At 47.5% G+C, this 25,464-nt stretch carries 21 protein-coding genes, 2 pseudogenes and 1 riboswitch; of the genes and pseudogenes, 6 read left to right on the forward strand and 17 right to left on the reverse strand.

Annotated features, from left to right (window positions below):
* Window positions 1-12 precede the first annotated feature (12 nt).
* Window positions 13-999 (reverse strand): TAXI family TRAP transporter solute-binding subunit, encoded by a 987-nt coding sequence (locus QMA01_RS15065; RefSeq protein WP_290215395.1) that lies wholly within the window; start codon window positions 997-999, stop codon window positions 13-15.
* Between the two features lie 228 nt (window positions 1,000-1,227).
* Between QMA01_RS15065 and QMA01_RS15070 the strand changes: the two genes are divergently transcribed.
* Window positions 1,228-2,556, forward strand: a complete 1,329-nt coding sequence (locus tag QMA01_RS15070) for a TrkH family potassium uptake protein (RefSeq protein WP_290185353.1) — start codon at window positions 1,228-1,230, stop codon at window positions 2,554-2,556.
* Between the two features lie 54 nt (window positions 2,557-2,610).
* Here the strand turns inward: QMA01_RS15070 and QMA01_RS15075 are convergent, their stop codons facing one another.
* The 6 genes from QMA01_RS15075 to QMA01_RS15100 all read right to left on the reverse strand — a co-directional run bounded on the left by QMA01_RS15075 (window position 2,611) and on the right by QMA01_RS15100 (window position 8,974).
* Entirely contained in the window at window positions 2,611-3,948 is a 1,338-nt protein-coding gene (locus tag QMA01_RS15075; RefSeq protein WP_290185352.1) for a gluconate:H+ symporter, read from the reverse strand.
* A gap of 138 nt (window positions 3,949-4,086) precedes the next feature.
* Window positions 4,087-4,923: an SDR family oxidoreductase gene (locus QMA01_RS15080; protein WP_290185351.1), complete on the reverse strand. Its 837-nt coding sequence runs from the start codon at window positions 4,921-4,923 to the stop codon at window positions 4,087-4,089.
* Window positions 4,920-5,996: a mannonate dehydratase gene (gene uxuA, locus QMA01_RS15085; RefSeq protein WP_290215396.1), complete on the reverse strand. Its 1,077-nt coding sequence runs from the start codon at window positions 5,994-5,996 to the stop codon at window positions 4,920-4,922. The genes QMA01_RS15080 and uxuA overlap by 4 nt, the downstream gene beginning before the upstream one ends.
* A gap of 14 nt (window positions 5,997-6,010) precedes the next feature.
* Complete coding sequence (locus tag QMA01_RS15090) at window positions 6,011-6,634, reverse strand: bifunctional 2-keto-4-hydroxyglutarate aldolase/2-keto-3-deoxy-6-phosphogluconate aldolase (protein WP_290215397.1); 624 nt, start codon at window positions 6,632-6,634, stop codon at window positions 6,011-6,013.
* An 18-nt stretch (window positions 6,635-6,652) separates the two neighbouring features.
* On the reverse strand, window positions 6,653-7,609 hold the full coding sequence (locus tag QMA01_RS15095) for a sugar kinase (protein WP_290215398.1): 957 nt from the start codon (window positions 7,607-7,609) through the stop codon (window positions 6,653-6,655).
* Window positions 7,610-7,849: 240 nt separating this feature from the next.
* Window positions 7,850-8,974, reverse strand: coding sequence for an NADH-dependent flavin oxidoreductase (locus tag QMA01_RS15100; protein WP_290215399.1), 1,125 nt, complete (start codon window positions 8,972-8,974; stop codon window positions 7,850-7,852).
* Between the two features lie 182 nt (window positions 8,975-9,156).
* On the opposite strand from QMA01_RS15100, the gene QMA01_RS15105 reads away from it, so the two are divergent.
* The gene (locus tag QMA01_RS15105; protein WP_290215400.1) at window positions 9,157-10,185 is read left to right on the forward strand and encodes an NADP-dependent oxidoreductase; all 1,029 of its coding nucleotides are present in this window, start codon (window positions 9,157-9,159) and stop codon (window positions 10,183-10,185) included.
* A gap of 326 nt (window positions 10,186-10,511) precedes the next feature.
* On the opposite strand, the gene QMA01_RS15110 is transcribed toward QMA01_RS15105, so the two are convergent.
* Together QMA01_RS15110 and QMA01_RS15115 are read right to left on the reverse strand one after the other, a co-directional pair.
* On the reverse strand, window positions 10,512-10,637 hold the full coding sequence (locus QMA01_RS15110; RefSeq protein WP_263615975.1) for a hypothetical protein: 126 nt from the start codon (window positions 10,635-10,637) through the stop codon (window positions 10,512-10,514).
* Window positions 10,627-11,634: an LLM class flavin-dependent oxidoreductase gene (locus tag QMA01_RS15115; protein WP_290215401.1), complete on the reverse strand. Its 1,008-nt coding sequence runs from the start codon at window positions 11,632-11,634 to the stop codon at window positions 10,627-10,629. Before QMA01_RS15115 ends, QMA01_RS15110 begins: the two co-directional genes overlap by 11 nt.
* Before the next feature lie 295 nt (window positions 11,635-11,929).
* On the opposite strand from QMA01_RS15115, the gene msrB reads away from it, so the two are divergent.
* On the forward strand, window positions 11,930-13,060 hold the full coding sequence (gene msrB, locus QMA01_RS15120) for a peptide-methionine (R)-S-oxide reductase MsrB (protein ID WP_290215402.1): 1,131 nt from the start codon (window positions 11,930-11,932) through the stop codon (window positions 13,058-13,060).
* A 270-nt stretch (window positions 13,061-13,330) separates the two neighbouring features.
* Here msrB and metH read toward each other — a convergent pair whose 3' ends face one another.
* The 4 genes and pseudogenes from metH to QMA01_RS15145 all read right to left on the reverse strand — a co-directional run bounded on the left by metH (window position 13,331) and on the right by QMA01_RS15145 (window position 19,809).
* On the reverse strand, window positions 13,331-16,771 hold the full coding sequence (gene metH / locus QMA01_RS15125; protein ID WP_290215403.1) for a methionine synthase: 3,441 nt from the start codon (window positions 16,769-16,771) through the stop codon (window positions 13,331-13,333).
* Window positions 16,752-18,611 carry a bifunctional homocysteine S-methyltransferase/methylenetetrahydrofolate reductase gene (locus QMA01_RS15130; RefSeq protein WP_290215404.1) on the reverse strand — a complete coding sequence of 620 codons (1,860 nt, stop codon included), beginning with the start codon at window positions 18,609-18,611 and terminating at the stop codon, window positions 16,752-16,754. The genes metH and QMA01_RS15130 overlap by 20 nt, the downstream gene beginning before the upstream one ends.
* Before the next feature lie 72 nt (window positions 18,612-18,683).
* A riboswitch (SAM riboswitch) is annotated at window positions 18,684-18,788 on the reverse strand.
* Window positions 18,789-19,042: 254 nt separating this feature from the next.
* Window positions 19,043-19,642 (reverse strand): annotated as a pseudogene (locus QMA01_RS18195) (DUF6920 family protein).
* A complete protein-coding gene (locus QMA01_RS15145) occupies window positions 19,642-19,809 on the reverse strand; it encodes a hypothetical protein (protein WP_290215407.1) in 168 nt (55 codons plus the stop codon). Before QMA01_RS15145 ends, QMA01_RS18195 begins: the two are co-directional and overlap by 1 nt.
* A gap of 139 nt (window positions 19,810-19,948) precedes the next feature.
* Here QMA01_RS15145 and QMA01_RS15150 point away from each other — a divergent pair, with 139 nt between their 5' ends.
* The 3 genes and pseudogenes from QMA01_RS15150 (at window position 19,949) to QMA01_RS15160 (ending at window position 20,778) form a co-directional block, all read left to right on the forward strand.
* Window positions 19,949-20,215: a PadR family transcriptional regulator gene (locus tag QMA01_RS15150; protein WP_238943263.1), complete on the forward strand. Its 267-nt coding sequence runs from the start codon at window positions 19,949-19,951 to the stop codon at window positions 20,213-20,215.
* A 12-nt stretch (window positions 20,216-20,227) separates the two neighbouring features.
* A pseudogene (locus tag QMA01_RS15155) lies at window positions 20,228-20,407 on the forward strand (virulence activator alpha C-terminal domain-containing protein); the annotation flags it as partial.
* Entirely contained in the window at window positions 20,407-20,778 is a 372-nt protein-coding gene (locus tag QMA01_RS15160; RefSeq protein ID WP_290215408.1) for a monooxygenase family protein, read from the forward strand. The pseudogene QMA01_RS15155 and the gene QMA01_RS15160, both read left to right, overlap by 1 nt.
* A 77-nt stretch (window positions 20,779-20,855) precedes the next feature.
* On the opposite strand, the gene QMA01_RS15165 is transcribed toward QMA01_RS15160, so the two are convergent.
* The 4 genes from QMA01_RS15165 to QMA01_RS15180 all read right to left on the reverse strand — a co-directional run bounded on the left by QMA01_RS15165 (window position 20,856) and on the right by QMA01_RS15180 (window position 25,459).
* Window positions 20,856-21,437 (reverse strand): hypothetical protein, encoded by a 582-nt coding sequence (locus tag QMA01_RS15165; protein WP_290185328.1) that lies wholly within the window; start codon window positions 21,435-21,437, stop codon window positions 20,856-20,858.
* Window positions 21,438-21,532: 95 nt separating this feature from the next.
* Window positions 21,533-22,732, reverse strand: a complete 1,200-nt coding sequence (locus tag QMA01_RS15170; RefSeq protein WP_290215409.1) for an MFS transporter — start codon at window positions 22,730-22,732, stop codon at window positions 21,533-21,535.
* 197 nt (window positions 22,733-22,929) lie between these two features.
* Entirely contained in the window at window positions 22,930-24,192 is a 1,263-nt protein-coding gene (locus QMA01_RS15175) for a dicarboxylate/amino acid:cation symporter (RefSeq protein ID WP_290215435.1), read from the reverse strand.
* Between the two features lie 49 nt (window positions 24,193-24,241).
* Window positions 24,242-25,459 (reverse strand): threonine synthase, encoded by a 1,218-nt coding sequence (locus tag QMA01_RS15180; protein ID WP_290215410.1) that lies wholly within the window; start codon window positions 25,457-25,459, stop codon window positions 24,242-24,244.
* Window positions 25,460-25,464: the final 5 nt, after the last annotated feature.

Here is a 25,464-nt window from a genome sequence, read left to right on the forward strand (position 1 = left end):
CCCGCCAATACTTTATTGTTCATCGTAGTAACGCTGTGCCCCTGGATGCAACGGTGCCACCAAGCCTTCCTGTGCAGCTTCCAATGTAATATCGGCGGCTGCCTGGTGAGAATTCTCGAGCGTGTCCAGATTTTCGAAGAAGGTTTTGGTCAATTCGTAGACATCGTCTTCGCTCATATCCGAGTGGACCACCAATGCGTTCATGATTGCTGCAGTCGGAACAGGTTCTTCATTTCCGTAAGTATCTGCTGGAATCTCAAGTGCAATAAAGTAGGACTGGTCTTCCGCTACCCGCTCTACATCTTCAGGAGCGATGGAAACCATGCGGATGTCCAGTGTTTCAGAAAGCTCCAGCAGTGATGCATTCGGCAGGCCGCTTGTCAGGAAGGCCGCGTCGATCTGTCCGGCACGCAAGCCGTCAGCCGCTTCCGCATACCCCAGATAATCCACTTGAATGTCATCGTAGGTGATGCCGTAGCCTTCAAGCAGCGTACGCGCGTTCACTTCCACTCCCGAGTTCTGATCGCCCACTGCAATTCGCTTGCCGCGCAGGTCCTCGAAAGTTTCAATACCTGAATCCGCTGTGGTGACGATTTGCACATAGTTAGGATACAAAGCAGCGATTTGGCTGATTTTATCTGTCGGCTCTGTAAAGCCTTCAGTTCCTTCCACCGCTTGGCTGACCACGTCACTCATCGTGAATGCCATTTCGATTTTGTCTTCTTTGATCAAGTTGACGTTCTCCACAGAGGCCCCGGTTGTTTGGGTTCTCGAGTTGACGCCGTACTGTGAACTGTAGGTTTCAGCCAGCGTTGATCCAATGATGTTATAGGGCCCGGATGCTCCACCAGTAGCAATGGTGACAATATTCTCTTCCAATCCAGCAGTGTCCCCACCGCCTTCTTCCGGATTCGTCGTCGTATTGTCTTCTCCACAAGCTGCCAAGACCATGCTTCCGGCAATGACTAAAGAAAATGCACTTGCCTTCGTTTTCTTCATCTCTCTACCCCCTTGTTTTTTTTAATTATACCGATATTCTGTATGGATTCATAGGAAGTATTCACTTTTTTCTGATTATACTAACTACTAAAAGACTGCAACTACGGATGCTCTTTTCAAAACTTTAAAGAAAGGGTTGTATTAGTGGATAATTTTCATTGACAGTTTCTTCAAACAGGCATAGAGTAGGCTCATATTTCAGTTCTCTCGATGAAGGAAGGGTCTCGTATGCGTTCCTGGAAAAAGAAGCGGATCGCCGTTTCTCCCCCGGTGGTGATTTCCGGAAGCTTTTTGTTGTTGATCTTGGCAGGTACAATTTTGTTGAAGATGCCGTTCGCGACTACACGGCCAATTTCCTGGACCGATGCTTTTTTCACTGCTACTTCGGCCACGACAGTGACTGGACTCAGCGTCTTTGATCCAGGCACGGTACTTACAGGATTTGGGGAGCTGGTCCTTCTTGTGATGATTCAATGCGGAGGCATCGGATTGATGACATTCGCGGTTGCCATCCTCATTCTGTTCCGTAAGAAAATTGGGCTCCAAAACCGGATTTACGTCCAGGAATCACTGTCGCAAAGTACTATTGGCGGCATCGTCAAGCTTGTTAAACTGATTCTCACTTTTGCTTTATCTGTAGAAGCGGTTGCCATCATACTGCTGACCCTCTACTGGATACCGGAATTCGGCTTTAAAGATGCACTCCATTACAGTGTCTTCCATGTCATTTCCGCGTTCAATAACGCCGGGTTCTCCTTGTTTCCTGATAACTTGATGAGTTTTACCGGAGATCCGCTTGTGAACCTATTAATCTCTGCGTTATTTATCGTAGGGGGCATCGGGTTCACCGTTGTCATCGATGTCTATCAAAAAAAAGCAGTTCGCCAATGGGCATTGCATACCAAACTGATGGTCAGCGGCACTTTAATTTTAAATGCGATTGGCATGATCGTCATTTTCGCTTTGGAATATGGCAACCCGGGCACTCTCGGGCATATGTCCTTGCCGGATAAGTTATGGGCTTCCTATTTCAGTGCAGTAACTCCGCGTACTGCAGGATTCAATACGCTGAACTACGGAAATTTTGAAGATCCAACTCTGCTGTTCACCATGCTGTTGATGTTCATCGGCGGCGGCAGCGCTTCGACGGCTTCCGGCATCAAGTTGACCACATTTGTCGTTGTCATCCTGGCAGCTGTTGCGTTTTTGCGTTCACAACGCGAACCTGAGATTTTTGGAAGATCCATCCGGCTGGAAGCGATATTGCGTTCACTCGCCATCACCACAATCAGTGTATTGCTGGTAATCTTCTTCCTGTTTTTATTGGCTGTGACGGAGAAAATTCCGTTCCTGCCTTTGGCATTTGAAGTGGTTTCCGCTTTTGGAACGGTCGGCTTGTCGATGGGCATTACCGGTGATTTAAGTCCTCTTGGCGAAATCCTGTTGAGCCTGGTGATGTTCACCGGCCGTGTCGGGCCGTTGACTTTGTTCTTTATCTTAATGAAACCGCGCAATGAACATTACCGATATCCTTACGATTCGGTATATACCGGTTGAAAATAAAAAAGTGCAGCATCCCAAAAATCTGGATGCTGCACTTTTTTCGATTCCTTACATGAACAAACTCAACAGAAGAACAACGCCAAGACCGACAACAGATGTCGTCAACAGCAAAAGCCCCCATGTTTGGAATGTTTCTTTGATGGATAAGTTGAAGTACTCTTTGAACAACCAGAATGACGCATCATTGACATGTGTAATCGTGTTGCTGCCCGCTGCAGTCGCCAGTACCATCAGCACAGGGTTGACGTCGAATGTCGGGATCAATGGCCCCACGATTCCTGCTGCTGTGATGGCGGAAACGACGCCCGTACCCGTTGCGATTCTAAGCATGGCAGTAATGACCCACGCCATGATCAGCGGTGAGACGCTGGTGTTCTGCATCAGTACAGCGATATAATCGCCGACGCCGGAATCCAGGATGATTTGTTTAAAGGCACCACCTGCACCAACAATCAAAATAATCATCGAAATACTTTGGATGGCGCTGCCGAATGAATCCATGACTTCGTGCATTTTCTTGCCACGACGCAGTCCGAAGACATAAATAGCAACCAAAACAGCCAGCAGCATGCTGATTTCAGCTGTACCGAAGAAGTTGATGATTTCGTGGAACGTCGTCCCTTCTTCAACGAAAATATTGAAAACGGTTGTACTGGTGATGATGATTGCCGGCAACAGTGGTACAAGGATGCTAATTGCGAATCCTGGCATTTCATCTTCTTTAAATTCTTTCGGCTTTTTTAAAAGAGGCGGTACCGGTTTTTCCATATTGCCGAGCAGACGAGGCAGGATAATCCCCGCAGCAATGACGGCTGGAATAAAGACCACGACCCCCAATATATAGACCATTCCCATATCCGCGCCGTATGCTGCAACCAACGCAGTTGGCCCAGGTTGTGGCGGAAACAGACTATGTGCCAAAGTCGCCGCTGCAACCATTGTTATTCCAAGGCGCATGTAGGAAACTTTTGCTTCAATAGCAATACTGATGACCAAAGGCGCCAAAATGATGAAAGCCACTTCGTAGAAAACAGAGATTCCGAAAATCCCACCGACGATGATGATTGCCCATTCAATATTTTTAACACCGAACTTTCTTAACAAAGTTGAAGCAACTTGTTGCGCAGCTCCAGAGTCGACCATCAGCTTACCGAGTACAGCACCTAATCCAATAATCAACGCGAGGCTTCCAAGCGTGCTTCCGAAACCGGCTTTAACAGATTCGACTACATCGTTCAGGCTTAAGCCATTCAGAATCCCGACGATGATCGCTACAATCAATAAAGACAGGAAACTGTTTAATTTCACTTTCATATTCAAGAACAATAACAAGGCTACGCCCAGTGCCACCCAAATAATCGGCAGCGATTCTATAATCCATTCCATATTCTTTCCTCCGTTAAAACCTATCCAACTCTTATGCCGCATCGACTCTGGTAGATGGTTGATTTATTTTTCCAAAATTTGCAATCGCTTTCAACGAACTTTAGAAGAGACCCGCGCGGAAAATGCACGGGCATATTTTTATACACCGGAATAAGCCATGAAACCACCATCTACTGCCATCGTAGTTCCAGTGACGAAAGAAGAATAGGATTCATCCGCCAAGAACAATAAGGCTCCGAGCAGGTTTTCCGGCTCACCAAATTTATTCATCGGTGTCGCTTCCAGTATTTTTTTCGTGCGGGCCGTCGGATTGCCGTCTTTGTCCATCAACAAATCGCGGTTCTGTGTTGTCAGGAAAAAGCCGGGCGCAATCGAGTTGACACGCAAACCAGTTTCAGCAAAATGAACGGCCATCCATTGCGTGAAGTTGTTAATCGATGCTTTTGCCGCACTGTAAGCTGGAATTTTTGTCAGCGGTGCATATGAGCTCATCGAAGATAAATTAATGATGGCCGGTGCTTCGCTTTTCAGCAATTCCTTGCCGAACACCTGACACGCCAAGAATGTACCAGTGAAATTCAATGAGAATACAGAAGAAAAGCCGGCTGCATCCAAATCGAAGAATGATTGCCCAACCGATTCTTCTGTATAACTTTCAGGTCCCGTGATAGCATCTGGGTGATTGCCGCCCGCACCGTTGACCAGCAAATCAATGCGCCCGAATTTTTCAAGAATCTGCTGTTTCGCTAGTTCCAATGAAGCCCGGTCCAATACATCCGCTGGAAGCGCAAGGGCTTCCCCGCCTGCTTCTTTGATAGCAATTGCGATGCTTTTGCCTTTTTCGGCAGTACGATTAAGAATGGCTACTTTCATTCCTTGACGCGCCAGTTCTTTCGCCATTTCTGAACAAAGGACTCCGCTGCCTCCAGTGATTACCGCTACACGGCCTTTCAGGTTTTCATGAATTGGAATCATTCTGCACCTTCTTTTCCAGCTGCTTCATAAGCATCCCATAATCCAAGCAAATACATGATGCCGAGTGCACGGTCATACAAACCGTAACCCGGTCTGCATACTTCACCCCAGATATGGCGGCCATGATCCGGCCGTATGTAACCTCTGTAGTCTTGTGCATGCAATTCCTTGACGACGCCTTTTACATCAATCGAACCATCTTGTGTGTAATGGGACGTTTCTGTGAAATCGCCATTGTCGTAAATTTTGACGTTGCGGATATGCGCGAATGGTGAACGGCTGGCATATTTTTTAGCCACTTGCACCATGTCATTCTGCGGGCTTGCACCCATCGAGCCGGTGCACATTGTAAATGCATTGGATGGCGAACCGGAAATCTCGATCAGTTTTTCGTAGCTTGCTTCTCCGGTGATGATGCGCGGCAATCCAAAAATCGAGTATGGGGGATCATCCGGGTGGATGGCCATCTGGATGCCTGCTTCTTCAGCAACCGGCAGGATTTCTTTCAGAAAGAATTCCAAGTTACTCCACAATTTTGCTTCGTCCACTTCTTTATAAGCCTCAAACAATTCAGTGATGCGTTCAAGTTTTTCCGGCTCCCAACCAGGAAGCGTCAAATCCGAAGCTTCACTGACAGTACGAATCAATTCCTGGGGATCCATTTGTTCTACTTTTGATTTTTCAAAGAACAAAGCTGTCGAACCGTCTTCTAATGGATGGAACATTTCTGTTCGTGTCCAGTCGAAAATCGGCATGAAATTATAGCAGATGACTTTAACGCCGAATTCCGCCAGGTTGCGGATGGATTCCTTATAATTTTCGATGTATTGATCACGTTCTGCGTTTCCAAGTTTAATGGATTCGTGGACATTGACGCTTTCGACGACGTCCGCATGAAAACCGTGTGATTCAATATAGGCCACTTCTTTTTGGATGTCTTCTTTTTCCCAGACTTCACCGGCTGGTTTATCATGAAGTGCCCAAACGATTCCTTTAACGCCCGGAATTTGTTTGATATGTTCAAGTGTTACCGTGTCATTGCCTTGCCCGTACCAACGAAATGTCATGTTCATCGTCATCACTCCTTCTACTGTGCAGTTTTCTGCATGTATTTTCGGCTCAGCTCAACTGCTCCATCAAAACCGTCTGTTGCATAAGCTTTGTTCAAATCGCTGGCGATTCCGACGGCTACTGCACCGGCTGCAAGCCAATCCTGAATATTTTCCAAATTGACGCCGCCAGTCGGCATAATGCGCACATGCGGCAACGGTCCGTTGACTGATTTGATAAATGAAGGATCAAAATTAGTTGCCGGGAACAATTTGATGATGTCGCTTCCTGATTCCAATGCTTTCACCATTTCACGGATTGTCATACAGCCTGGCAGGTAAGGAATGCCGTAACGATTGCATACCGGCGCAATATCCTCATTAAAAGACGGGCTGACAATAAATTTCGCACCAGCCAAAATGGCATGGCGTGCTGTTTCCGGATCCAGTACAGAGCCTGCGCCAAGCAGGACATCTTCATATTCCAGCGCTTCAAATACCCGCTGGACGTGTGGCGTTGTATAGGTCAGTTCAATTGCACGAATACCGCCTTGTACCGCTGCTTTCGACAATTCAACCGCTTCTTCTGCACTATTTCCGCGGATTACCGCGACCACTTTCGTTTCAGACAATTGGAATAGAATATCATGCTTTAACATCATTTAGTTTCCTCCTTCAGGTTAACGTTCAATTACGGCTTCTTTTCGGATCAATGACTGCACTTCCTTCAAATAAGGAAGCCCTTCATTATCTCCCGAGACAGTTGTCACTAACGCGCCGACGCCATTGGCGAATTCCAGCGACGCTTCTGGAGAGTAGCCGTGCAACACCGAGTAAATATATCCGGCATCAAAACCGTCACCTGCTCCTACCGTATCAATCGGGGTGACACTGAACGCTTCTTTTTCGTACCACTCACCCTCCACAAAGACACGTGCGCCATTGCTGCCGTCCTTGATGACCAATTGACTGATGGAGAAGTCTGCTGCACATTTTTCCAGCGCTCCTTTAGAAGCATCTCCAATAATCAATTGAATCTCATCCAGTCCTGTCAGCAAAATATCCACTGAAGGCAAAATCTCCATATATGCAGCTTTCGCCTGTTCGATGGTCCAGAGCTTAAGGCGAATGTTTGGATCAAAAGACACTCGGATATTCAACTGCTCCGCAATCTCCAGCACCCGTTTGGTGATGGCCAGATTTTTCGGATCGATGGCCAGAAATACACCTGTTAAATGGATGATATGAATTCCTTCGAACATCTGCGCCGTAATGTCACTTGGTTCCATCGTCAAGATCGGCGACTGGTATCGGTAATAGAAGGTCTTGCCCGACCCGTCTTCCCGGATTTCCTTGAAGTTCAAGGAAGTCGGATAACCCTCCACAAATTTCACATCTGCCATATCTACTCCTTCACCACGCGCGAAGTTATAGATGACACGGCCGAATTCATCGCCTCCAAGGCGGCTAGCCCATTTGGAATGCAAACCTAAGCGTGCGCATCCGATTGCAAAATTCAATTCTGCTCCTCCGACTTTTCTTGTGAAATTCGGAACGTAGCGTAATGGGCCCGTTTCTGACGGATTGAAGGTGATTAATGCATCGCCCAGCGTAAAAACACTATAGATATCAGACAAATTGGTTGCTCCTTCCAATATATAAGCAATTTTATATTTTCATTATCAATAATTAAACTATTACTAAATCGGTTTACTAAACCGGTTTAGTAATAGTTTAAATGAAAGTGCTTTCAAAATCAACCAAGTCGGAAAAAGTAGTTAATTTTAACGTCTAGTATTCCACAAAATGGGTCTTCATTTTATTTTCCTTACCAATAAAAGACGCCCAACCAGAGTTGGGCGTTCAGAGTTATTGCATCAATTATCTGCTACTTTGACCATGCCGTACGATGTGATGAGGTGCCACATATTTTGCGGGATATCCAAGGTGCCGACCATTTTTTGTGTGATGACCGGATGGATTTCCTGTTCTTTGCCTTGCTTCACTTTTTCGGTCCATTCCGGATCGATCAGTGCTTGGCGGCCGATCACGACGATATCCGCCCCTTCTTCCAATGCCGTCAATGCATCTTCAGGTGTTTTCACACTTCCGACTGCGACAAAAGCAATGCGGCCATTGATGTGGTTCGCGAGGATACGGACAATGCTGTCGCCTTGTTCAGCGCCTCTTGGTTTTTTCTTGAATTCCATCAGCGATACATGAAGATAATGGATGCCGCCTTGAATCAATTCTTCCACCAAAATTTTTGTTTCTTCTATAGTATAGCCAACTGTCGTTTCATTGTTTTCTTCCGGAGACAATCGGTAACCGACGATAAACTGTTCATCTGCATATTCAGCGACAATGTCTTTGACTTTTTTCAATACAGCCAACGGGAACTTCATGCTGTTTTCCAAACTGCCTCCCCATTGATCCTGGCGCAGGTTTGTAGCCGTAGAAATGAATTGCTGAAGCAAGTAAGTATTGGCACCATGGATTTCTACGCCGTCAAAGCCCGCTTCAATCGCTCTTCTAGTCGTTTCACCAAAATCAACGATGATCGCTTCGATTTCCGCTTCTGTCAATTCACGTGGTGCCGGCTTGCCTGATGCATTCGGCACTGAACTTGGCGCAACCGTTTCATTCGTCTTGATCAGCTCAGCCTGCCCTTGTCGTCCGCCATGCTGAATTTGCAGAATCGCTTTGCTGCCTTTTGATTTCATTTCTTTAGCCATTTGAGTCAAACGCGGAATTGCATTGTCGTCAAAACCGATAAACTGGTTCGGGAACGCGATGCCGTTTTCTGAAACGGCGATGCACGCAGATATGTACAGGCTTCCAAGTCCAGCGCGGCGGTTGTAATAGGTTAGTTCCTGATCCGAGACGGTGCCGTCTTCATTTCCGGAATACGTCGTCATCGGTGCTACACCTAAGCGGTCGTTTAGGACGACGCCGTTCGGCAATGTAATTTCTTTAAATAATTCTGTATATAGTGGATTCATGAAACTTCCTCTTTTCTGCATATAGGTTCTCTTCCGAAAGGCTTCGGTATTTCAAAATAGCATACGGATTTTCAGGAATCAAGAATACACGCTCGCCCCCTTTTTCTGGTACATTATTTTTGACCAGCCCCAGTTCGAATGTTACGCTTTTCAACGAATTCGTAAATTAGGAGGAATTTTCCATGACAGCACAAACTCATAAAGAAATTCATTTGGTGAATCGCCCTGAAGGCATGCCGACCAACGATGATTTTAAATTTGTCGAAAAAAACGTTCCGGCACCGGGCGAAAACGAAGTCCTCTTGAAAACACTTTACTTATCAGTAGACCCTTATATGCGCGGCCGGATGCGAGACGTAAAATCGTATATCGCACCATTCGAATTAAATAAAGTATTGGTCGGCGGCGTTCTTGCCGAAGTGGTCGAGTCCAATTCGGATTTATTTAAAAAAGGCGACATCGTCAACAGTAACCTTAGCTGGGCTGAATACAATGTAGCAGCTCCAGAGAAATTGCAAAAAGTCGATCCATCTCAAGCACCGATTACGGCACGCCTCAGCGTTCTTGGATTGACCGGCCTTACAGCTTACTTCGGCTTGCTGGACATCGGCAAACCACAGGCTGGCGAAACGGTTGTCGTTTCAGGCGCGGCCGGTGCAGTCGGTTCGATTGTCGGACAAATCGCTAAAATCAAAGGCGCACGTGCAGTAGGCATCGCGGGATCTGATGACAAAGTCGATTACTTGGTCAATGAGCTCGGCTTTGACGCAGCCGTCAACTACAAGAAAGACAGCTTTGAAGAAGACTTGATCAACGCGCTTCCGGATGGCGTCGATGTTTACTTCGATAACGTCGGCGGCGACGTATCTGACGCGGTCATCAATCAGCTGAACAGAAATGCACGCGTTTCACTATGCGGTTCAATTTCGTCTTACAACTCGCCAGGCGAAGACGTCGGTCCGCGCATGCAATGGAAATTCATCAAGACCAGCTCCATGATGAAAGGCTTCACGCTCGGCGATTACGCGAAAGAGTTGCCGACAGGCGCCGCGGCACTTGCTGAATGGCTCCAAGAAGGCAAATTGAAATACGACGAAACGATTGTTGAAGGCTTTGAAAACACGCCGGAAGCTTTCTTCGGACTCTTCAAAGGCACAAATCTCGGCAAGCAATTGGTAAAAGTTGCTGATCCTGAGTTTGCAAAGCTATAAAACTGTGGAAAGCCGCCTTTTCGGGCGGTTTTTTTCCATTTAATTGGCGATACTATCCGCATGGAGTGAAATACTTTCCAAAACGGCGCAAATACTTTCCATTTCGAATGAAATACTTTCCAAACTCATATAAATACTTTCCGAACACGAAAAAGCCGCGTCAGCTCACTCGCTGACGCGGTTTTTCTGTTTATGCGGATACACATTTTCCAGGACAACTATTTTCCACTCCCCAACGAGCAGATTTCCTTATAATTCCTTGAAGAACCGGAAAACTGAACGCGGAAGAAAGAAAATCACATCCAAGATACTAGTGAAAAAGTCTATTACATCAAAAATCCACCAGCGATCTTTTTTCTCCTTGCTTCTCGTTTTGATTGCCATCCATCATCCCCGCCTCTTCTGCTTTTTAATGTATACGCAGAAGCAGCAGAAATGGTTTCATTTTCCATTGAGATTAAATGCACCTGCCAATAAACGCAGCGTGTCCATGCGGTTATCCGCTCCGAAAATGTTCGGAATGATGGTGATTTCGTCTGTCTTATAGCGTTCTGCAATGGATTCGACCTGGGCTTTTACTTGTTCCGGTGTGCCGATCAGCATACGCTGCCGGTTGCGTGCCACTTTTTTCTGTTCACTGGCGCTGAAGCCGCGCTTTTTCGCCGTCTCAACGGACGGGTAATAAGGAGGCGGTGAATCGGATTCAACAAACAACAGCCATAGATCAAAAGCCGTCGCCAGCTCCTCGGCTTTTTCCAGCGTTTCAGCAACGACTGCAAAAACAGCGATGATTACTCTCGGTTCCTGAAGAAAGGGCGATGGCTGGAATTCTTCACGGTATGTGTCCACTACCTCCACGCCTTGCTGCGATGGCTTAGCGAAATGGGCATACGCATAGCCCATTCCTTGTTCAGCAGCAAGACGGGCGCTGCCCTGCCCGGTTCCAAGCAGCCACAATTCAGGCGCTGTCTCCACAATCGGCATGGCCTTCAACGATCGAAAGCGGTGCTCGCTGTTAATGTCATCACTAAAGTATTTCTGCAAATCCGTCAATTGCTGATCATAAGGCAGCCGTTTCGTTTTGCTTTCATTTAAAGCTTCATTGACAATCCGGTAGCTGCGGGAGCGGCCGATGCCAAGATCGATGCGGCCCGGATGCAGTGCTTCAAGCATCCGGAAATTCTCCGCAACTTTATAAGCGCTGTAATGCGGCAGCATAACGCCTCCCGAACCGATTCGGATGGTCTCAGTGGACGTCGCCAAATGCATCATCAGCATTTCAGGCGTACTGCCGGCAACCGACTCCACCTGGTGATGTTCAGCCACCCAAAAGCGCTTATAGCCGAGACGTTCGGCCAGTTGAACGAGTTCCGTTGTCTGCTTCAGGGCAGCCGCTGCCGTGCCGCCTTCGTCAATCGGCGAATAATCGAGGATATTCAATGAAATCATCTGTCTATCTCCCTTCGCAAGTCCTTAAATCTTAGCATGTCATTCCGAATCCTCTCCACTATCACGCCCTGCAATAGAACGTGAATCCATTTTGTGACATACTTCATAAAATAGCCGCTTGTTTCGAACCGCTTCAGTTCCTCTTTTTCAGGCATTCGATTAAACTGTAGATAGAAAAACAAAGAAAACGTTTACACCATTTCCATTCCATCAATGACTTTTAAGCTGCCCTTGCCTGCGATCAACATACCCATCCATGTGAACTTACTCAATTATGAAAGGCAGGAGCTTCCTCATGAAAAAGATCTCATTTTTAGGCTTTTTGATTTTATTGCTGCTGGTGCTTTCCGGGTGTTCAACCTTCAATTCCGGCAGTGCAGCCACCGGTCAATCGGCGGATACAAGCACATCCAAATTTCCAGACAATCCAAACACAGACCTTGAATTCGATACAGACAAACTGCAGGATATTTGGCTGGCCGGCGGTTGCTTCTGGGGAGTCGAGGCTTATATGGCACGGGTTTACGGCGTCTATGACGTCACCTCGGGTTATGCAAACGGCAACACCGAAAATCCGAGCTATGAAGAAGTGATCCATGACAATACCGGACATGCCGAAACAGTCCACGTCCGATACGATCCCGAACGTGTGGACTTGGAGAAGTTGCTTGGCCATTATTTCATGATCATCGATCCGACACTTCTGAACCAGCAAGGAAATGACCGTGGTGAGCAATACCGGACCGGCATTTATTATGAAAATGAAGCCGACCGTGCTGTCATCGACAAAGCAGTTGCTGCAGAGAAAGAACGCTATGACGATCCGATCGTCACTGAAGTCGAAGCGCTTGAACATTATTACCTGGCAGAAGAATACCACCAGGATTACCTTGAAAAAAATCCGGATGGCTATTGCCACGTTGAGTTTGATACGTTGGAAGATCAGGAAATTGAAGGAGGCGCTCAGTCATTGATCGATCCGGCGCTTTATCCGAAACCAAGCGACGAAGAATTGAAAGCGAAGTTGACGGACATCCAATATGAAGTGACACAGGAAGACGCGACTGAACCTTCTTTCTCCAATGAATACGATGGTTTCTACGAACCGGGCATTTATGTGGACATCACTACCGGAGAGCCCTTGTTCTCTTCTGCGGATAAATACGACTCCACAACCGGATGGCCGAGTTTCACCAAACCCATTGATCCAGCTGTCGTCACTGAGCATGAAGACGGCATGCTGTTCATGAAACGGACTGAAATCAGAAGCCGCGCCGGCGACAGCCACTTGGGGCACGTTTTCAATGACGGACCCAAAGACAAAGGTGGACTTCGCTATTGCATGAACAGCGCCGCCCTGCTGTTTATCCCAGAAGCGGAAATGGAAGCAGAAGGCTACGGCTTTTTGCTGGATAAAGTTAATTGATCTATCTGCCCGAAAAGACATTCAGCATCAAGCTGAGTGTCTTTTTTTAAACAAAATTAAAAGCAGAAGCAAGGAAAATTTAATTTCCTGCTTCTGCTTATTATTTTGTTTACGTATTGTCCAGCTACACGTCTACTTCCGCTTTTCTTCTTGTCCAGCTACAGCGCCCAGCTCTTTGGGTCATAAGCCAACCCAGCGCCGTGGCAAAGAGCGCCACTTTGCCGGTCTGCCTTATGCCCGGCAGAGCTACACGGCCGTTTCCGCTTTTCTTCATTGATCCACAATAAAGTACCTTGCATCCGGATGGGCAAATACGATGGCGGATACGGAAGCTTCCGGATCCATCATGTATTCTTCTGTTAAATGGACGCCGATGTCTTCCGGCTTGATGAGGTTGAACAGTTTTTCTTGATCTTCCAGATTCGGACAAGCCGGGTAGCCGAAAGAAAAGCGCTGCCCCTGGTATTTCGCAGCAAAGCGTTCGCGCATCGAGAAATCCGTTGCGTCCGGGAAGCCCCATTGGTCGCGGATTTCCTGATGGATGCGTTCGGCAAAGCCTTCTGCCAATTCCAGCGCAGTTGCCTGAAGTGCATGGCTTTCCAGGAACTTGCCTTGTTCTTTCAAACGTGTTGCTTCGTCACGGACACCGAATCCTGCAGTCACTTGCATAAAGGCCACATAATCCATTACCCCGCTGTCGACCGATTTCAAATAATCGGCCAGGCATAGGAATGGCGGAGCCGATTGGCGCGGGAACGTAAAGCGTTCGATTTCCGTTTTGGCGTCTTTCGGGTCGTAGATGACGACATCGTCGCCGTCACTTTGAGCCGGGAAAAATTGATAAAGGCCAGATGGCTTCAATAAGCCGGAGCCCAAGAAATTCGTAGCCAGTTCATGCAGCTGAACCGCACGCGGATCCCCATTTGCCAGGGTTTTATCATTATAGCCTTTCAGCCCAAGATGATGGCCGATCAAGGTGCGCATGTTGACGTAAGGATACAGGTGCGCCACTGAATATTCCTTCAGCACATGGCGCCGCAAATCATTCGGTACGTAAACAGGTACGTCTTCACGAACCGTCTTGACCGGCTTTTCAGCAACAGCAACAGCCGGCTTGGCTGCGCGCGCTGCTTCAGAAGCTTGGCGTTTTTCCTGTTGGGCATCCAATTCCAGCAGCAATTCCTGTTTGCCGGCTCCACTTTGGAGACGGTTGGCCAGATCCAGCCCCTGCATCGCGTCTTTTGCATAGATGACCGGTCCATCGTATTCCGCTGAAATCTTGGTTTCCGTAAAGCGTCTCGACAAAGCCGCGCCGCCTACCAGAATCGGCACATCGATGCCCGCTTCCTTGAAATCCTGGGCGGTGATGACCATCTGTTTTGCAGATTTGACCAGCAAGCCAGACAAGCCAATCATGTCCGGCTTTTCTTTGCGGATCACTTCAATCAAAGTCGCCGGCGACACTTTAATGCCGACATCGATTACTTTAAAGCCATTATTGCTCAAAATGATTTCGACCAGGTTTTTGCCGATGTCGTGGACATCGCCTTTTACGGTAGCCAGAACGATTTTTCCTTTTCCGGAATCGTCTTCTTTCTTCTCCATGAACTGTTCAAGGAATGAAACCGCGGCTTTCATGACGCCGGCACTTTGCAGCACTTCGGCGACGATCAATTGATTGTCATTGAACAGCCGGCCAACTTCAGCCATTCCTTTCATCAAAGGTCCATTGATAACATCCAGCGGTTCATCGTACATCTCCAGGGCTTTTTCCAAGTCTGGAATCAACCCTTCTTTTGTGCCTTCGATAATGTAATAAGCCAAACGGTCAGGCACCGTTTTCGGGATATCGTCTTCGGTCTTTTCTTTTTTCTTATCGCGGTAGAAAGCGGTGAATTCAGCTAAAGTTTCATCAGTTGTCGTAAACAGCAATTCATTGGCCATATCGATTTCCTGCTTCGGAATCGATGCATAACGCTCCAGTTTCTCTGTATTGACGATGGCGTAATCCAATCCAGCCTGCGTACAGTGGTATAGATAAACCGCATTCAGCACTTCACGGCCAACCGGCGGCAAACCGAAAGATACGTTGCTGACGCCAAGAATGGTCAAAGCTCGCGGCATTTTTTCCTTGATCAGGCGAATGCCTTCAATGGTTTCTACTGCAGAGCCGATGTATTGCTGATCTCCTGTACCGACCGGGAAGACCAGTGGATCGAAAATGATATCTTCCGGTGCCAGACCCCATTTATTGACCAGCAGATCATAAGACCGTTCGGCAATTTCCAGTTTGCGCTCACGTGTAACGGCCATTCCCGGCTCGTCGATCGTTCCGACAACAACTGCTGCCCCATATTTTTTCACCAGCGGCATCACTGCGTCAAAACGCTCTTCCCCATCTTCCAGGTTGATCGAGTTGATGATTGCTTTGCCTTGTGAATATTTCAGCGCCACTTCAATGACTTCTTCATCCGTGGAATCAATCACCAATGGCACTTTGACTTTCTTGACGACTTCTTTCATGAAGTTGGTCATGTCTTCCACTTCGTCCCGGTCCGGGTTCGCCAGGCAGATATCGATGACATGTGCACCATTCTTGACTTGTGCACGGGCGATTTCTGCAGCTTCTTCAAACTGCCCATCGATAATCAAGCGCTTGAATTTGCGGGAACCGATGACATTTGTGCGTTCCCCGATAAACAGCGGACGCATGGTTTCATCGTATTGCAGTGGTTCAATCCCAGACACTACGTGGCCATGGTCAACCGGATCCGGCTTTCTTGGTGCCAGCCCCTCCATTGCTTCACGGACTGCTTTGATATGTGCAGGCGTCGTCCCACAACAGCCGCCTACGACATTCAGCCAGCCTTTATCGGCAAAGCCGCGCAATTTTTTCGCCAGTGATTCCGGCGTTTCATGGTAATGGCCATCTTCATCGGGCAGGCCGGCGTTCGGGTAACAGCTGACATAGCCGTCCGACAACTCCGATAGTGAACGGATATGGTCCGTCATGAATTCCGGTCCTGTTGCACAGTTCAAGCCGACCGACAAAGGTTTGACGTGTTCGATCGAGATGTAAAACGCTTCGATGCTTTGTCCGGCAAGTGTGGTGCCCATTGGTTCGATGGTTCCGGACACCATAATCGGCAATTCGATTCCGGTTTCTTCAAAAGCTTGCTTGATGCCGATGGTCGCCGCTTTAACATTCAGCATGTCCTGGCTCGTCTCCAGCAAGATCAAATCCGCTCCGCCTTCAATCAAAGCCTTGGCTTGCACATAAAAGTTTTCCAGCATTTCATCGAATGTCGCGCCGCCCGTCACCGACAATGTTTTTGTCGTCGGTCCAATAGCGCCGGCCACAAAACGCGGCCATTCCGGCGTCGAAAAAGCAGCAGCCGCCTTTTTGGCGATTTCCACTCCACGCCGGTTGATTTCCGCTGCCTGATCGCCGATTCCATACTCATCCAACACAATCGGCGTTCCGCCGAATGTATTGGTGCAAAGAATATCAGCTCCCGCTTCCAGATAGGCCGCATGAATTTCTTCAATGACCTCCGGACGGACAATATTCAAATATTCGTTGCAGCCGTCGAATTCATCACCACCAAAATCTTCAGGGGAAAGATCCGCATTCTGGATCATCGTTCCCATAGCTCCATCGATGATCAATATTCTTTTTTCGAGTTGTTGTTCAATAAGATGTTTGGACATGTATAGGATCGCTCTCTTTCTGTTGATCTAGTTGTCTGATGTAATGGATCAATTCCACGGTCATATCGTAACGGACAAACGGTGTGATCAGGTAGATGCCATGGAACAGTTCGGCTGCTGTATCGATCAATTCTTTCGCAATCTGGATGCCTTCTTCCGTCGCGCGGCCTTTGTCTTCGCCGCAGGCACGCATACGTTCAAGCGCATCTTCCGACAGTTTGATTCCCGGCACTTCATTGTGCAGGAATTCGGCACTGCGGATGCTCGTCAACGGCATAACTCCGATAAAAATCGGTGTTTCCAGGTGTTTGGTCGCTTCGTGGATTTCGATGATTTTCTCTTTTGTGTAAACCGGCTGCGAAATGAAATAATCTGCACCGCTTTCGATTTTTTTCTCCAGTCTCGCTACGGCCCGGTCCAGCACACGGACATTCGGGTTGAATGCCGCAGCGACTGAAAAGTTGGCTTTTTTCCGCAAAGGCTTGCCGGAAAATGAAATCCCTTCATTGAGCTTTTTGATCAATTGGATCAATTCCATGCTCGAGACGTCATAGACGCTGGTTGCTCCCGGGAAATCGCCGACTTTGGTCGGATCTCCTGTTACGGCGAGTATATCATGGATTCCGAGCGCATCGAGCCCCATCAAATGCGATTGCAGACCGATCAGGTTGCGGTCACGGCAAGTAATGTGGGCAAGCGCCCGAATGTCTTGCTTGTGTTTGAGGATGGAGCCCATCGCCATATTGCTGATGCGCGGCGATGCCAAAGAATTGTCCGCCATGGTTACGGCATCCACTCCGGCCTCGTTCAAAGCGGCAGAGCCTTCCAGGAATTTAGTGGTATCCAAATGGCGCGGTGTGTCCAGTTCCACAATGATGGTCCGTTCCGTTTTGGCTTTTTCATGAAGCGGTTTGACTGCCAATGCTTCCGCTTCACGGATGACAATCGGTTTTCTTTCCGTGACTTCTTTATGGACAATCGGCGGCAAATGGTTCAGGTGCTTTTTCACCGCTTCAATGTGCTTCGGCGTCGTGCCGCAGCAGCCTCCAATTAAACGGACCCCTTCTTCTCTCAATAACAAAGCGGCACGCCCAAAATAATCCGCTTCCGATTCATAGACGATCCGGCCATCCTCCACATCCAGCAGGCTGGCGTTCGGGTAAGCCGATAAAAACGCTTTTTCAGGCAATGTGACTTCTTCAAAGGCCTGAATGGTATGGTGCGGGCCAAGACGGCAGTTGACGCCGACAATATCCGCTCCCAGACTTTCCAGTTGATGAAGAGCTTCGTTCAGCGACATTCCATTTTGCAGAATCCCCGGGTCGTGCATGGATACTTGCGCAATCAACGGCGTATCCGTCATCCCTTTCAGGTGCTTGACCGTTTCTGCGAGTTCTTCGAAATCGTAATAGGTTTCCAGCAATAGGCCGTCGGGATTTCCCGCCAACAAGTGGCTTGCCTGCTGGTCCACCATCGCAATGATTTCCTGCAGGGTGGCATCGCTTTTCCGGATTCCGCGGATTCCGCCGATGGTTCCGAAAACGAATTGGCCGCCCGGCGCTGCTGCACGTTTGGCGATGTCGATCGCGGCTTTATTGATGCCAGCGACTTGCTCTTCCAAACCGTAGCGTGCCAGCTTCGCTGCATTCGCTCCGTATGTGTTGGTCTGGATAATATCCGAGCCGGCTTTGATGTAATCCAAATGGATTTTCTCAATCACTTCCGGGCGCTGCAGATTCAATTCCTCATTGCAATACTCGATGCCGTATGAATACAGCAATGTTCCCATGGCTCCATCCGCTGTCAAAATCCTGGTCTTTAATTCGTCTAATAAACCCACTCTTCTCAACCTCCCATATATACAAAAAAAGCCTTCATGAAAAAGAAGGCTTTACGATATCAAACTCGTTCCTTTTCATCTGCCAGACAATTTCTTGCCTGCTGGATTTAGCACCTGACCTTTCGGCTGGTTGCTGAAGCATCATAGGGCCAGTCCCTCAACTTCTCTCGATAAGAATTCACTATTCAGTTTTAAGTATTCTAAATATGGTACCTGTATCTGAAGAGCAGGTCAAGGCAATCTGTCAAAAAACAATGAAATTTCTGTGATTTTTTTCACAATGTATACATTTAATGTATAAAACAGCTTAATGCGTTCAACTAACCGTTGAAAATGGACCAGGAAAAGGAGTTAAGTTCTATAAATATGATTGGAAGAAATCAAGAATGCCTACTGATCCTGTCTGCAGTCCATCACTTAAAAGCATCATTTCATGAAAATTGTCCATTGATAGAATTGAATCGTATGTCATGTACATCAAATCGATACCAAGTAAACGGCCCTTCTTCCAGCATCCAGCTGATTTCCATCTTCACTGGAACGGTCAGTCCCCCCACTTTCCGCTGCTTTTTAACAGTGCCCACGCACAGCAGGGGACGGGCGTCTTCTCCACTGTCTTTGTAGCGCCAGGCTTCCACTTTCAGCAATTCGTTTTGTTCATTGAAAAAATAAGTGACAGAACCTTTAAGGCCTTCAAAATTCATGGTCGCTGTTGCGGAGTGTGCGTCCACCTCCTACCAGGAAATGAAGGGACTGAGGACAGCCGAAGGATACCAGGCGAGTTCCATCAGGTAGCGCTGGAGTGCCGATTCATTGGTCTTTTCATCATCAACTGTTTTGGAAATCGGAATGATGCCTGCAAGCTTGATGTGCATACTTGCCTTCCCTTCCAGGAAATTGTCTTTTCCTGTCACAACTACGCCTTTGCCCATTTTCAGCTTCACGATCCATCGGAAAGCAGGTGGATCCGTATAGCTGATTTGCTCTGCTTCGGTTACGGTCCACTGCTTCTGTTCTGGTTTCAGTTTCATTACCCCGATTGCTTAAGACTCACCAAATTGATTTGTTCATGGCCAATAGCCCCAATTTCGGATAACCACACTTTTATACAGGTTGGCAGTGAGCTAATCATATCTGCTGTCAGTTTGTTGGAAATTGCCCGACCTGTTTTCTTTCCAGCTTTTTCTTTATTCTCCATCACTCTCCCTCCTTTTACTTGCTATACCTGTTTATTGAATGCATAAAGCATTTTATTATCAAATTTTATACGAAAGGTCAAAAAAAGAGTATTTTATAGCAAAGTGATATATATCAACTTGATATAGGGAGGCGTATAAATGGCTAGAGAAAATCATTCGCAATATGCCATTCTTGGTCTATTGACAACAGACTGCCGCACAGGTTATTCGATCAAGCAAATGATTGATACAAGCCTGAACCATTTTTGGAAAATCAGTTATGGACAGGTTTATCCTAGTTTGAAAGTGTTGGTGGAAAAAGGTTATGCCTCAGTAGAAAATCAGGTTCAGGAAAGTAAACCCGATAAAAAGGAGTATACGATTACCGCTGAAGGAGAACGTGTTCTAAAAGAATGGATTCAATAGCCCATTCACCAGTTGCCTACAGAAAAAAACGAATTATTCCTCAAACTGTTCTTCAGCCGAAATCAGGATGTTCAGGAAACACTCAACCATTTAGAGGCTTATTGCGAAAAATTGGCTGAGCGCCTCAACACTTATCGTGGTATTCAAGAAATGATTCAAACGCAGTTAATGGAGCAGCCCAATGCCCCGTTTTGGCTGATCACCTTGGATTATGGATTACGGACAACGCAGGCTGCAATGGACTGGGCTGCCTGTCATCTGAAAACTTCTTCAAATTGCCGCTTACTTTCATGGTTCAATATTGGGGTTCCGAAGAAGAGCTGCACGCTTATTCAAAAGGACAAAAACATTTGTCTGCCTGGAAAACCTTCAATCAAAAAGCAAGAAACAGCGACGCTGTCGGCATCTATCATGAAACCTACCTTATCTCTCCTGGCCAATCGGAATCGATTTATGTGAATATGCCTGAATTCGGCTTAGCCAAAGCGCTTGGAAGAAAAGCCATCATATCTGCCAACTCTTCTGCCCGACAACGCCTTAATAAGCAAGAACAATCCTCATAAGTTCAAAAGTAAAAAGCCTGTCTGAAGATTTCAGACAGGCCTTTTGCTTGGGTTATTCAGTGCGGTTTCGCTCTCCATTAAAAAAGGCTTTGCAGTTCCTTCACTGGCCGGACGTCCGGCTGCCCTTCGTAACTGGTAAATTCGATTTCACCGATGCGCATGCCGGCATTGTATTCGCCGATGATCGTATCCAGCAGAATAAATGAAGCCGAGACGAATTCATCTTCATTGTCTTCTGTAAACCCTTTGATGTACAAAATCAGGTTGACTTCATCGCTGTCTTTTTCGAAGGTGCAGAAAATGTCTTCCCATGACAGTTCAATTTCCCCATACTCGATGGAAACCTCTTCTTCCTGCGGCTGACGAAACGCCACGATCGTAAAGAGTGGCAAATCAGGGGCTTGGCCGACCAGATTGATCACAGCATCAAATGCTTCCACCATGCCATCAGCGCTGACGATGAATTCCCGTTTTCCGTCCACCAGCCCTTCACTGAGTTCAAAAGCCAGATGCCGGTTTACTTTATGCAACTTCTTTTCCAATTGGTTAAAGAGCTTGTCTCTACCGGAATCGTCCAAATCAAAATAGGCTTCTTTATTGTCTTCAAACCATTCCCAGAAAGCTGCTACCTTATCTTTTCTCTTCGGCAACCAATTCATCCTGCTATCCCCTTTGCAACCATCTACGTTCTTTTCTCTCTATCATAATCATTTTCACGCAAAAGCGATAGTTCTTTTTGTCTATGTACTAAAGACTATTGTTTAGCTGATTTTATTTCATAGATACGGAATTTCGTCATGGAAATCAAGCCCAATACAGGACCGATGCTCAATACTGCAAACACCCACTCCCACCCGATAATGCTTTGCACAATTGGAATTAAATTGATTGAGAAAATGGTGATCAAAAACCCGATGCACATTTGGAATGTCAGAGCTGTCCCTAAATACGGAGCATCTGCAAATTCCGTTACCGCTGCTGAAAATTGGGCAGAATCGGAAATCGCAGACATCCCCCAAATCACTGCGACCAGCAACGTCAGCCATAAAGGCTGTCCGAACGTGAAACCGATGATGACTGAACAGGCACCACTGACTCCGAGAGAAAGAACGGTCAGCCGCGACCTGCCTAACTTGTCTGCCACTAAACCTCCCAGTACACAGCCAACCGCTCCTGCAATTCCAATTGAGGCAAAAGACGAGAAAGCGATGGTTGCCGAACTGACTTGAGGCAAGGCACTTGCAAAGCTGGCAGCAATAAAAACAGGCAACCATGTCCACATCGCATACAATTCCCACATGTGGCCGAAATAGCCGTAGTTCGCCAGCATAACAGGTTTATTAAGCAAGACTTTTTTAATTAATTTAAAGGAGAATACCATACGTTGTGAAGAAGCTGGGGCGTCCTTCACAATCCAGTTCATAATAGCCGATGCAGCCAATGCCAGCAGCGAGCTTACAACGATGACCAGTTTCCAATCTACAGAGGAAAAAAAGATGCTGATAAAATGGGGGAGTGACGAGCCTAAGGTCAAAGCGGCAATCAAAATCCCGAGGGCTAACCCTCGTTTTGTCGGAAACCAAAGTGAGAGCAGTTTGACCGCGGTCGGATAAACACCGGCAAGTGACACCCCAGTCAATACACGCAATGCAATGCCAGTAAGAGCGCTGTCGGCAATCGGCAACAGTCCGTTGATCAGCGCTCCTGCCAATGCGGAAAGTGCAAAGACTTTCCGCGCATTAAAGCGATCTGCAATGCCGAAGTAGACGCTGAACAATGTGCCGATGATAAACCCGACTGGAACAGCTGCCGACAACCAGGCTTCCGTTCGTGTCGTGAGGCTCCACAGTTCTTTTAATTCTGGTCCTGTCACGCTCGCGCTGAACCATAGACTCAGCGCAAACAGCTCTGCCAGTGCAATCCAAAATAAAGCCTTCCATTTTTCCGCTGCCATATTAATCTTCCTTCCAAAAAACGCTCTGGCTTTCTTCTTTCCTTATCATAGAACAGCAAAAGCAAATAAGATAGGCGACAACTCCACAGCACCCTTTCATGAATGACGATTTCACCCAACTAAAAACCCTTCACCAGGTTAAAGGACTGATGAAGGGTTTCAGAATTCAGCTTGTTGTTAAGTTCTTTATTCCACTATCACTTGAAGTTCCAAGCACTGAGCTCACCGTCCGGAACTTCATCAGAGCTGATATCTGCTGCCGGCTCATCGATCCACAGCTCGTTTTCAGTGGCAGCCACCACAACGGCGGCTGAAGCGTCGCCAACCACGTTGACAGATGTTCTGAACATATCAAGGATGCGGTCCACTCCGGCAACCAAAGCAATGCCTTCAAGCGGCAGACCGGCAGCACTCACTACCATCGCCAGCATAACCAGGCCAGCGCCCGGTACCCCAGCTGCACCGATGGAAGCTAATATGGTTGTAAAGATAACAATCAGCAATTGTGACAAGGTAAGCTCCACTCCCGAAACCTGGGCGATAAAAACGACAGCGATGCCTTGATAGATGGCTGCGCCATCCATATTCAGGGTTGCGCCAAGAGGCAGCACAAAACTGCTTATTTTTCTGGAAACCCCTAAGTTTTCCTGGGTATTCTTGAATGTTACAGGCAAGGTGCCCGAACTGCTGCACGTACTGAACGCAACGGCCGCAGTCGGAGCAATTCCTCGGAAGAATTTCAACGGACGGGTCTTCCCTAAAGTTTTGACCGCCAGTGAATAGACGACAGCTGCATGGAATAAGCAGGCAAGGGCCACCGCCAAAATCAATTTCGCCAAGGGCAGCAAGACGGATAACCCGTATTGTCCGACAACCGGTGCCACTAGCCCTAAAACACCGATTGGAGCGAATCGCATGATAATGCCTGTTATTTTATACATCACCTCTGCAAACCCTTCAAAGAAACGACGGACGGGCGCAGCCGGTTTTCCGACCAACGTAATCGCCAGCCCAATAAAAACTGCGAAAAAGATAATCTGCAGAATGTTGCCTGAAGCAAGTGCTTCAAACGGATTTTCCGGAATGATATTCAGCAAAGTGGCGACGGTGCCGCCTGTTTCATTTACTTCCACCGTCGTATCCGGAATGCTGAGATCAAGCCCTTTGCCCGGTGAAATCAAATAAGCAAATCCCAAACCGATGACAACGGCAATCCCGGTGGTGGCCAAATAATACGAAATGGTTTTTATCCCGATTCTCCCGAGCTGTTTCGGGTCTCCTGTGCTGGCGATTCCGACTACCAAGGTCGCCAAAATCAAAGGTGCAATGATAAATTTGATCAGCCTTAAGAACAAATCGCCCAATGGTGCGACAACCTCAATTGCCGGACCAAACACAATTCCCCAAATGACTGCCACCGCAAAAGCGATTAAAATCTGTGCCAGCAAATTCCCTTTAATTTTCATGATTCGTTCACCCCTTCAACGTATCTGAATTTCTCCATCTTCCTTATGACTTCACAGTGATCGAATCACCGATTTCCAAAATGGGCACATCGATATTTACGGTATCCGGGTATTTGATGCCCGCTCCGGTGTTCAAAGCGACAACCGTTTCACCAGCTTTAATCCAGTTCTGTTTCCGCAATTCGCGGATGGCTACAAAAACAGCCGCGCCTTCAGGGCAGATGAAGGATCCTTCCAGACGGGCAATTTTCCCTTGTTCAGCAAGCATTTCCTGATCGTCCACTGCAATAGCGCAGCCCTTTGTTTTGTAGATGGCATCCAACACCAGGAAATCGCCCAGCGCTTTCGGCACATTGATGCCAAAAGCCTGTGTGCTAGAACTTGCCCAGAATTCGGATTCGTTCTTCCCTTCTTCCCAGGCTTTGACAATCGGCGCGCAACCCGTCGCCTGAACAGCCACCAAGCGCGGCAGATTGCCCTCGATCCACCCCAGTTTCTTCAGTTCATTCAAGGCTTTATAGATGCCGATCAAGCCCACTCCCCCGCCAGTCGGGTAGAGAATGACGTCCGGCATTTCCCAGCCCATCTGTTCGGCAATTTCCAAACCCATCGTTTTCTTGCCTTCGATGCGGTATGGCTCTTTTAGCGTCGATACATCGTACAGGCCAAAGTCCTTTACAGCTTGTCCGACGATTTTTCCGGCATCGCTGATCAGTCCATTGACTAAATACAGATTCGCCCCGGACAAGGCCACTTCGTTGCGCGTGATTTTCGGTGCGTCCTGCGGCATCACGATGGTCGATTGGATACCGGCTTTGGCGCCATAAAGGGCCCATGCAGCCCCTGCATTGCCGTTAGTCGGCATTGCGAATTCCTTGACGCCCACTTCCTTCGCCTTGGACACGCCGACAGCTGCGCCTCTTGCTTTAAACGTCCCTGTCGGCACCAATCCCTCGTCTTTCATATAGAGATTTTCCACATCCATGTCTTTTCCAAGGGCTGGCATCGCTATCAGTGGCGTCATGCCCTCGCCTTGTGACACCACGTTCGCTTCGTTTTCCACCGGCAGCATCTCATGGTATCTCCATAAAGTCGGCTGCCTTTTTTCTACCTCATTGCGTTTCAGATCCGCTTTCAGTTCGTCCCAATGGTAATCCACCAATAACGGCGAACCGCATGTGCATAATTGATGCTGTTGCTTCGTATCGTAAATGGCCTCGCATTTCGGGCAATAAAGATGGGATATGTAACTGTATTTCAATGTGA

Source organism: Planococcus notacanthi (genome assembly GCF_030407825.1).
Classification (GTDB): domain Bacteria; phylum Bacillota; class Bacilli; order Bacillales_A; family Planococcaceae; genus Planococcus; species Planococcus notacanthi.

Bases quoted from the DNA above. Each gene is read 5' to 3' on its own strand.
- uxuA (WP_290215396.1), bottom strand. From the start codon at position 5,996: ATGAACATGACATTTCGTTGGTACGGGCAAGGCAATGACACGGTAACA.
- QMA01_RS15075 (WP_290185352.1), bottom strand. From the start codon at position 3,948: ATGGAATGGATTATAGAATCGCTGCCGATTATTTGGGTGGCACTGGGC.
- metH (WP_290215403.1), bottom strand. From the start codon at position 16,771: ATGTCCAAACATCTTATTGAACAACAACTCGAAAAAAGAATATTGATC.
- QMA01_RS15090 (WP_290215397.1), bottom strand. From the start codon at position 6,634: ATGATGTTAAAGCATGATATTCTATTCCAATTGTCTGAAACGAAAGTG.
- QMA01_RS15170 (WP_290215409.1), bottom strand. From the start codon at position 22,732: ATGGCAGCGGAAAAATGGAAGGCTTTATTTTGGATTGCACTGGCAGAG.
- QMA01_RS15150 (WP_238943263.1), top strand. From the start codon at position 19,949: ATGGCTAGAGAAAATCATTCGCAATATGCCATTCTTGGTCTATTGACA.
- QMA01_RS15100 (WP_290215399.1), bottom strand. From the start codon at position 8,974: ATGAATCCACTATATACAGAATTATTTAAAGAAATTACATTGCCGAAC.
- QMA01_RS15115 (WP_290215401.1), bottom strand. From the start codon at position 11,634: ATGATTTCATTGAATATCCTCGATTATTCGCCGATTGACGAAGGCGGC.
- QMA01_RS15080 (WP_290185351.1), bottom strand. From the start codon at position 4,923: ATGATTCCAATTCATGAAAACCTGAAAGGCCGTGTAGCGGTAATCACT.
- QMA01_RS15065 (WP_290215395.1), bottom strand. From the start codon at position 999: ATGAAGAAAACGAAGGCAAGTGCATTTTCTTTAGTCATTGCCGGAAGC.
- QMA01_RS15110 (WP_263615975.1), bottom strand. From the start codon at position 10,637: ATGGAAAATGAAACCATTTCTGCTGCTTCTGCGTATACATTAAAAAGC.
- QMA01_RS15145 (WP_290215407.1), bottom strand. From the start codon at position 19,809: ATGGAGAATAAAGAAAAAGCTGGAAAGAAAACAGGTCGGGCAATTTCC.
- msrB (WP_290215402.1), top strand. From the start codon at position 11,930: ATGAAAAAGATCTCATTTTTAGGCTTTTTGATTTTATTGCTGCTGGTG.
- QMA01_RS15105 (WP_290215400.1), top strand. From the start codon at position 9,157: ATGACAGCACAAACTCATAAAGAAATTCATTTGGTGAATCGCCCTGAA.
- QMA01_RS15070 (WP_290185353.1), top strand. From the start codon at position 1,228: ATGCGTTCCTGGAAAAAGAAGCGGATCGCCGTTTCTCCCCCGGTGGTG.
- QMA01_RS15165 (WP_290185328.1), bottom strand. From the start codon at position 21,437: ATGAATTGGTTGCCGAAGAGAAAAGATAAGGTAGCAGCTTTCTGGGAA.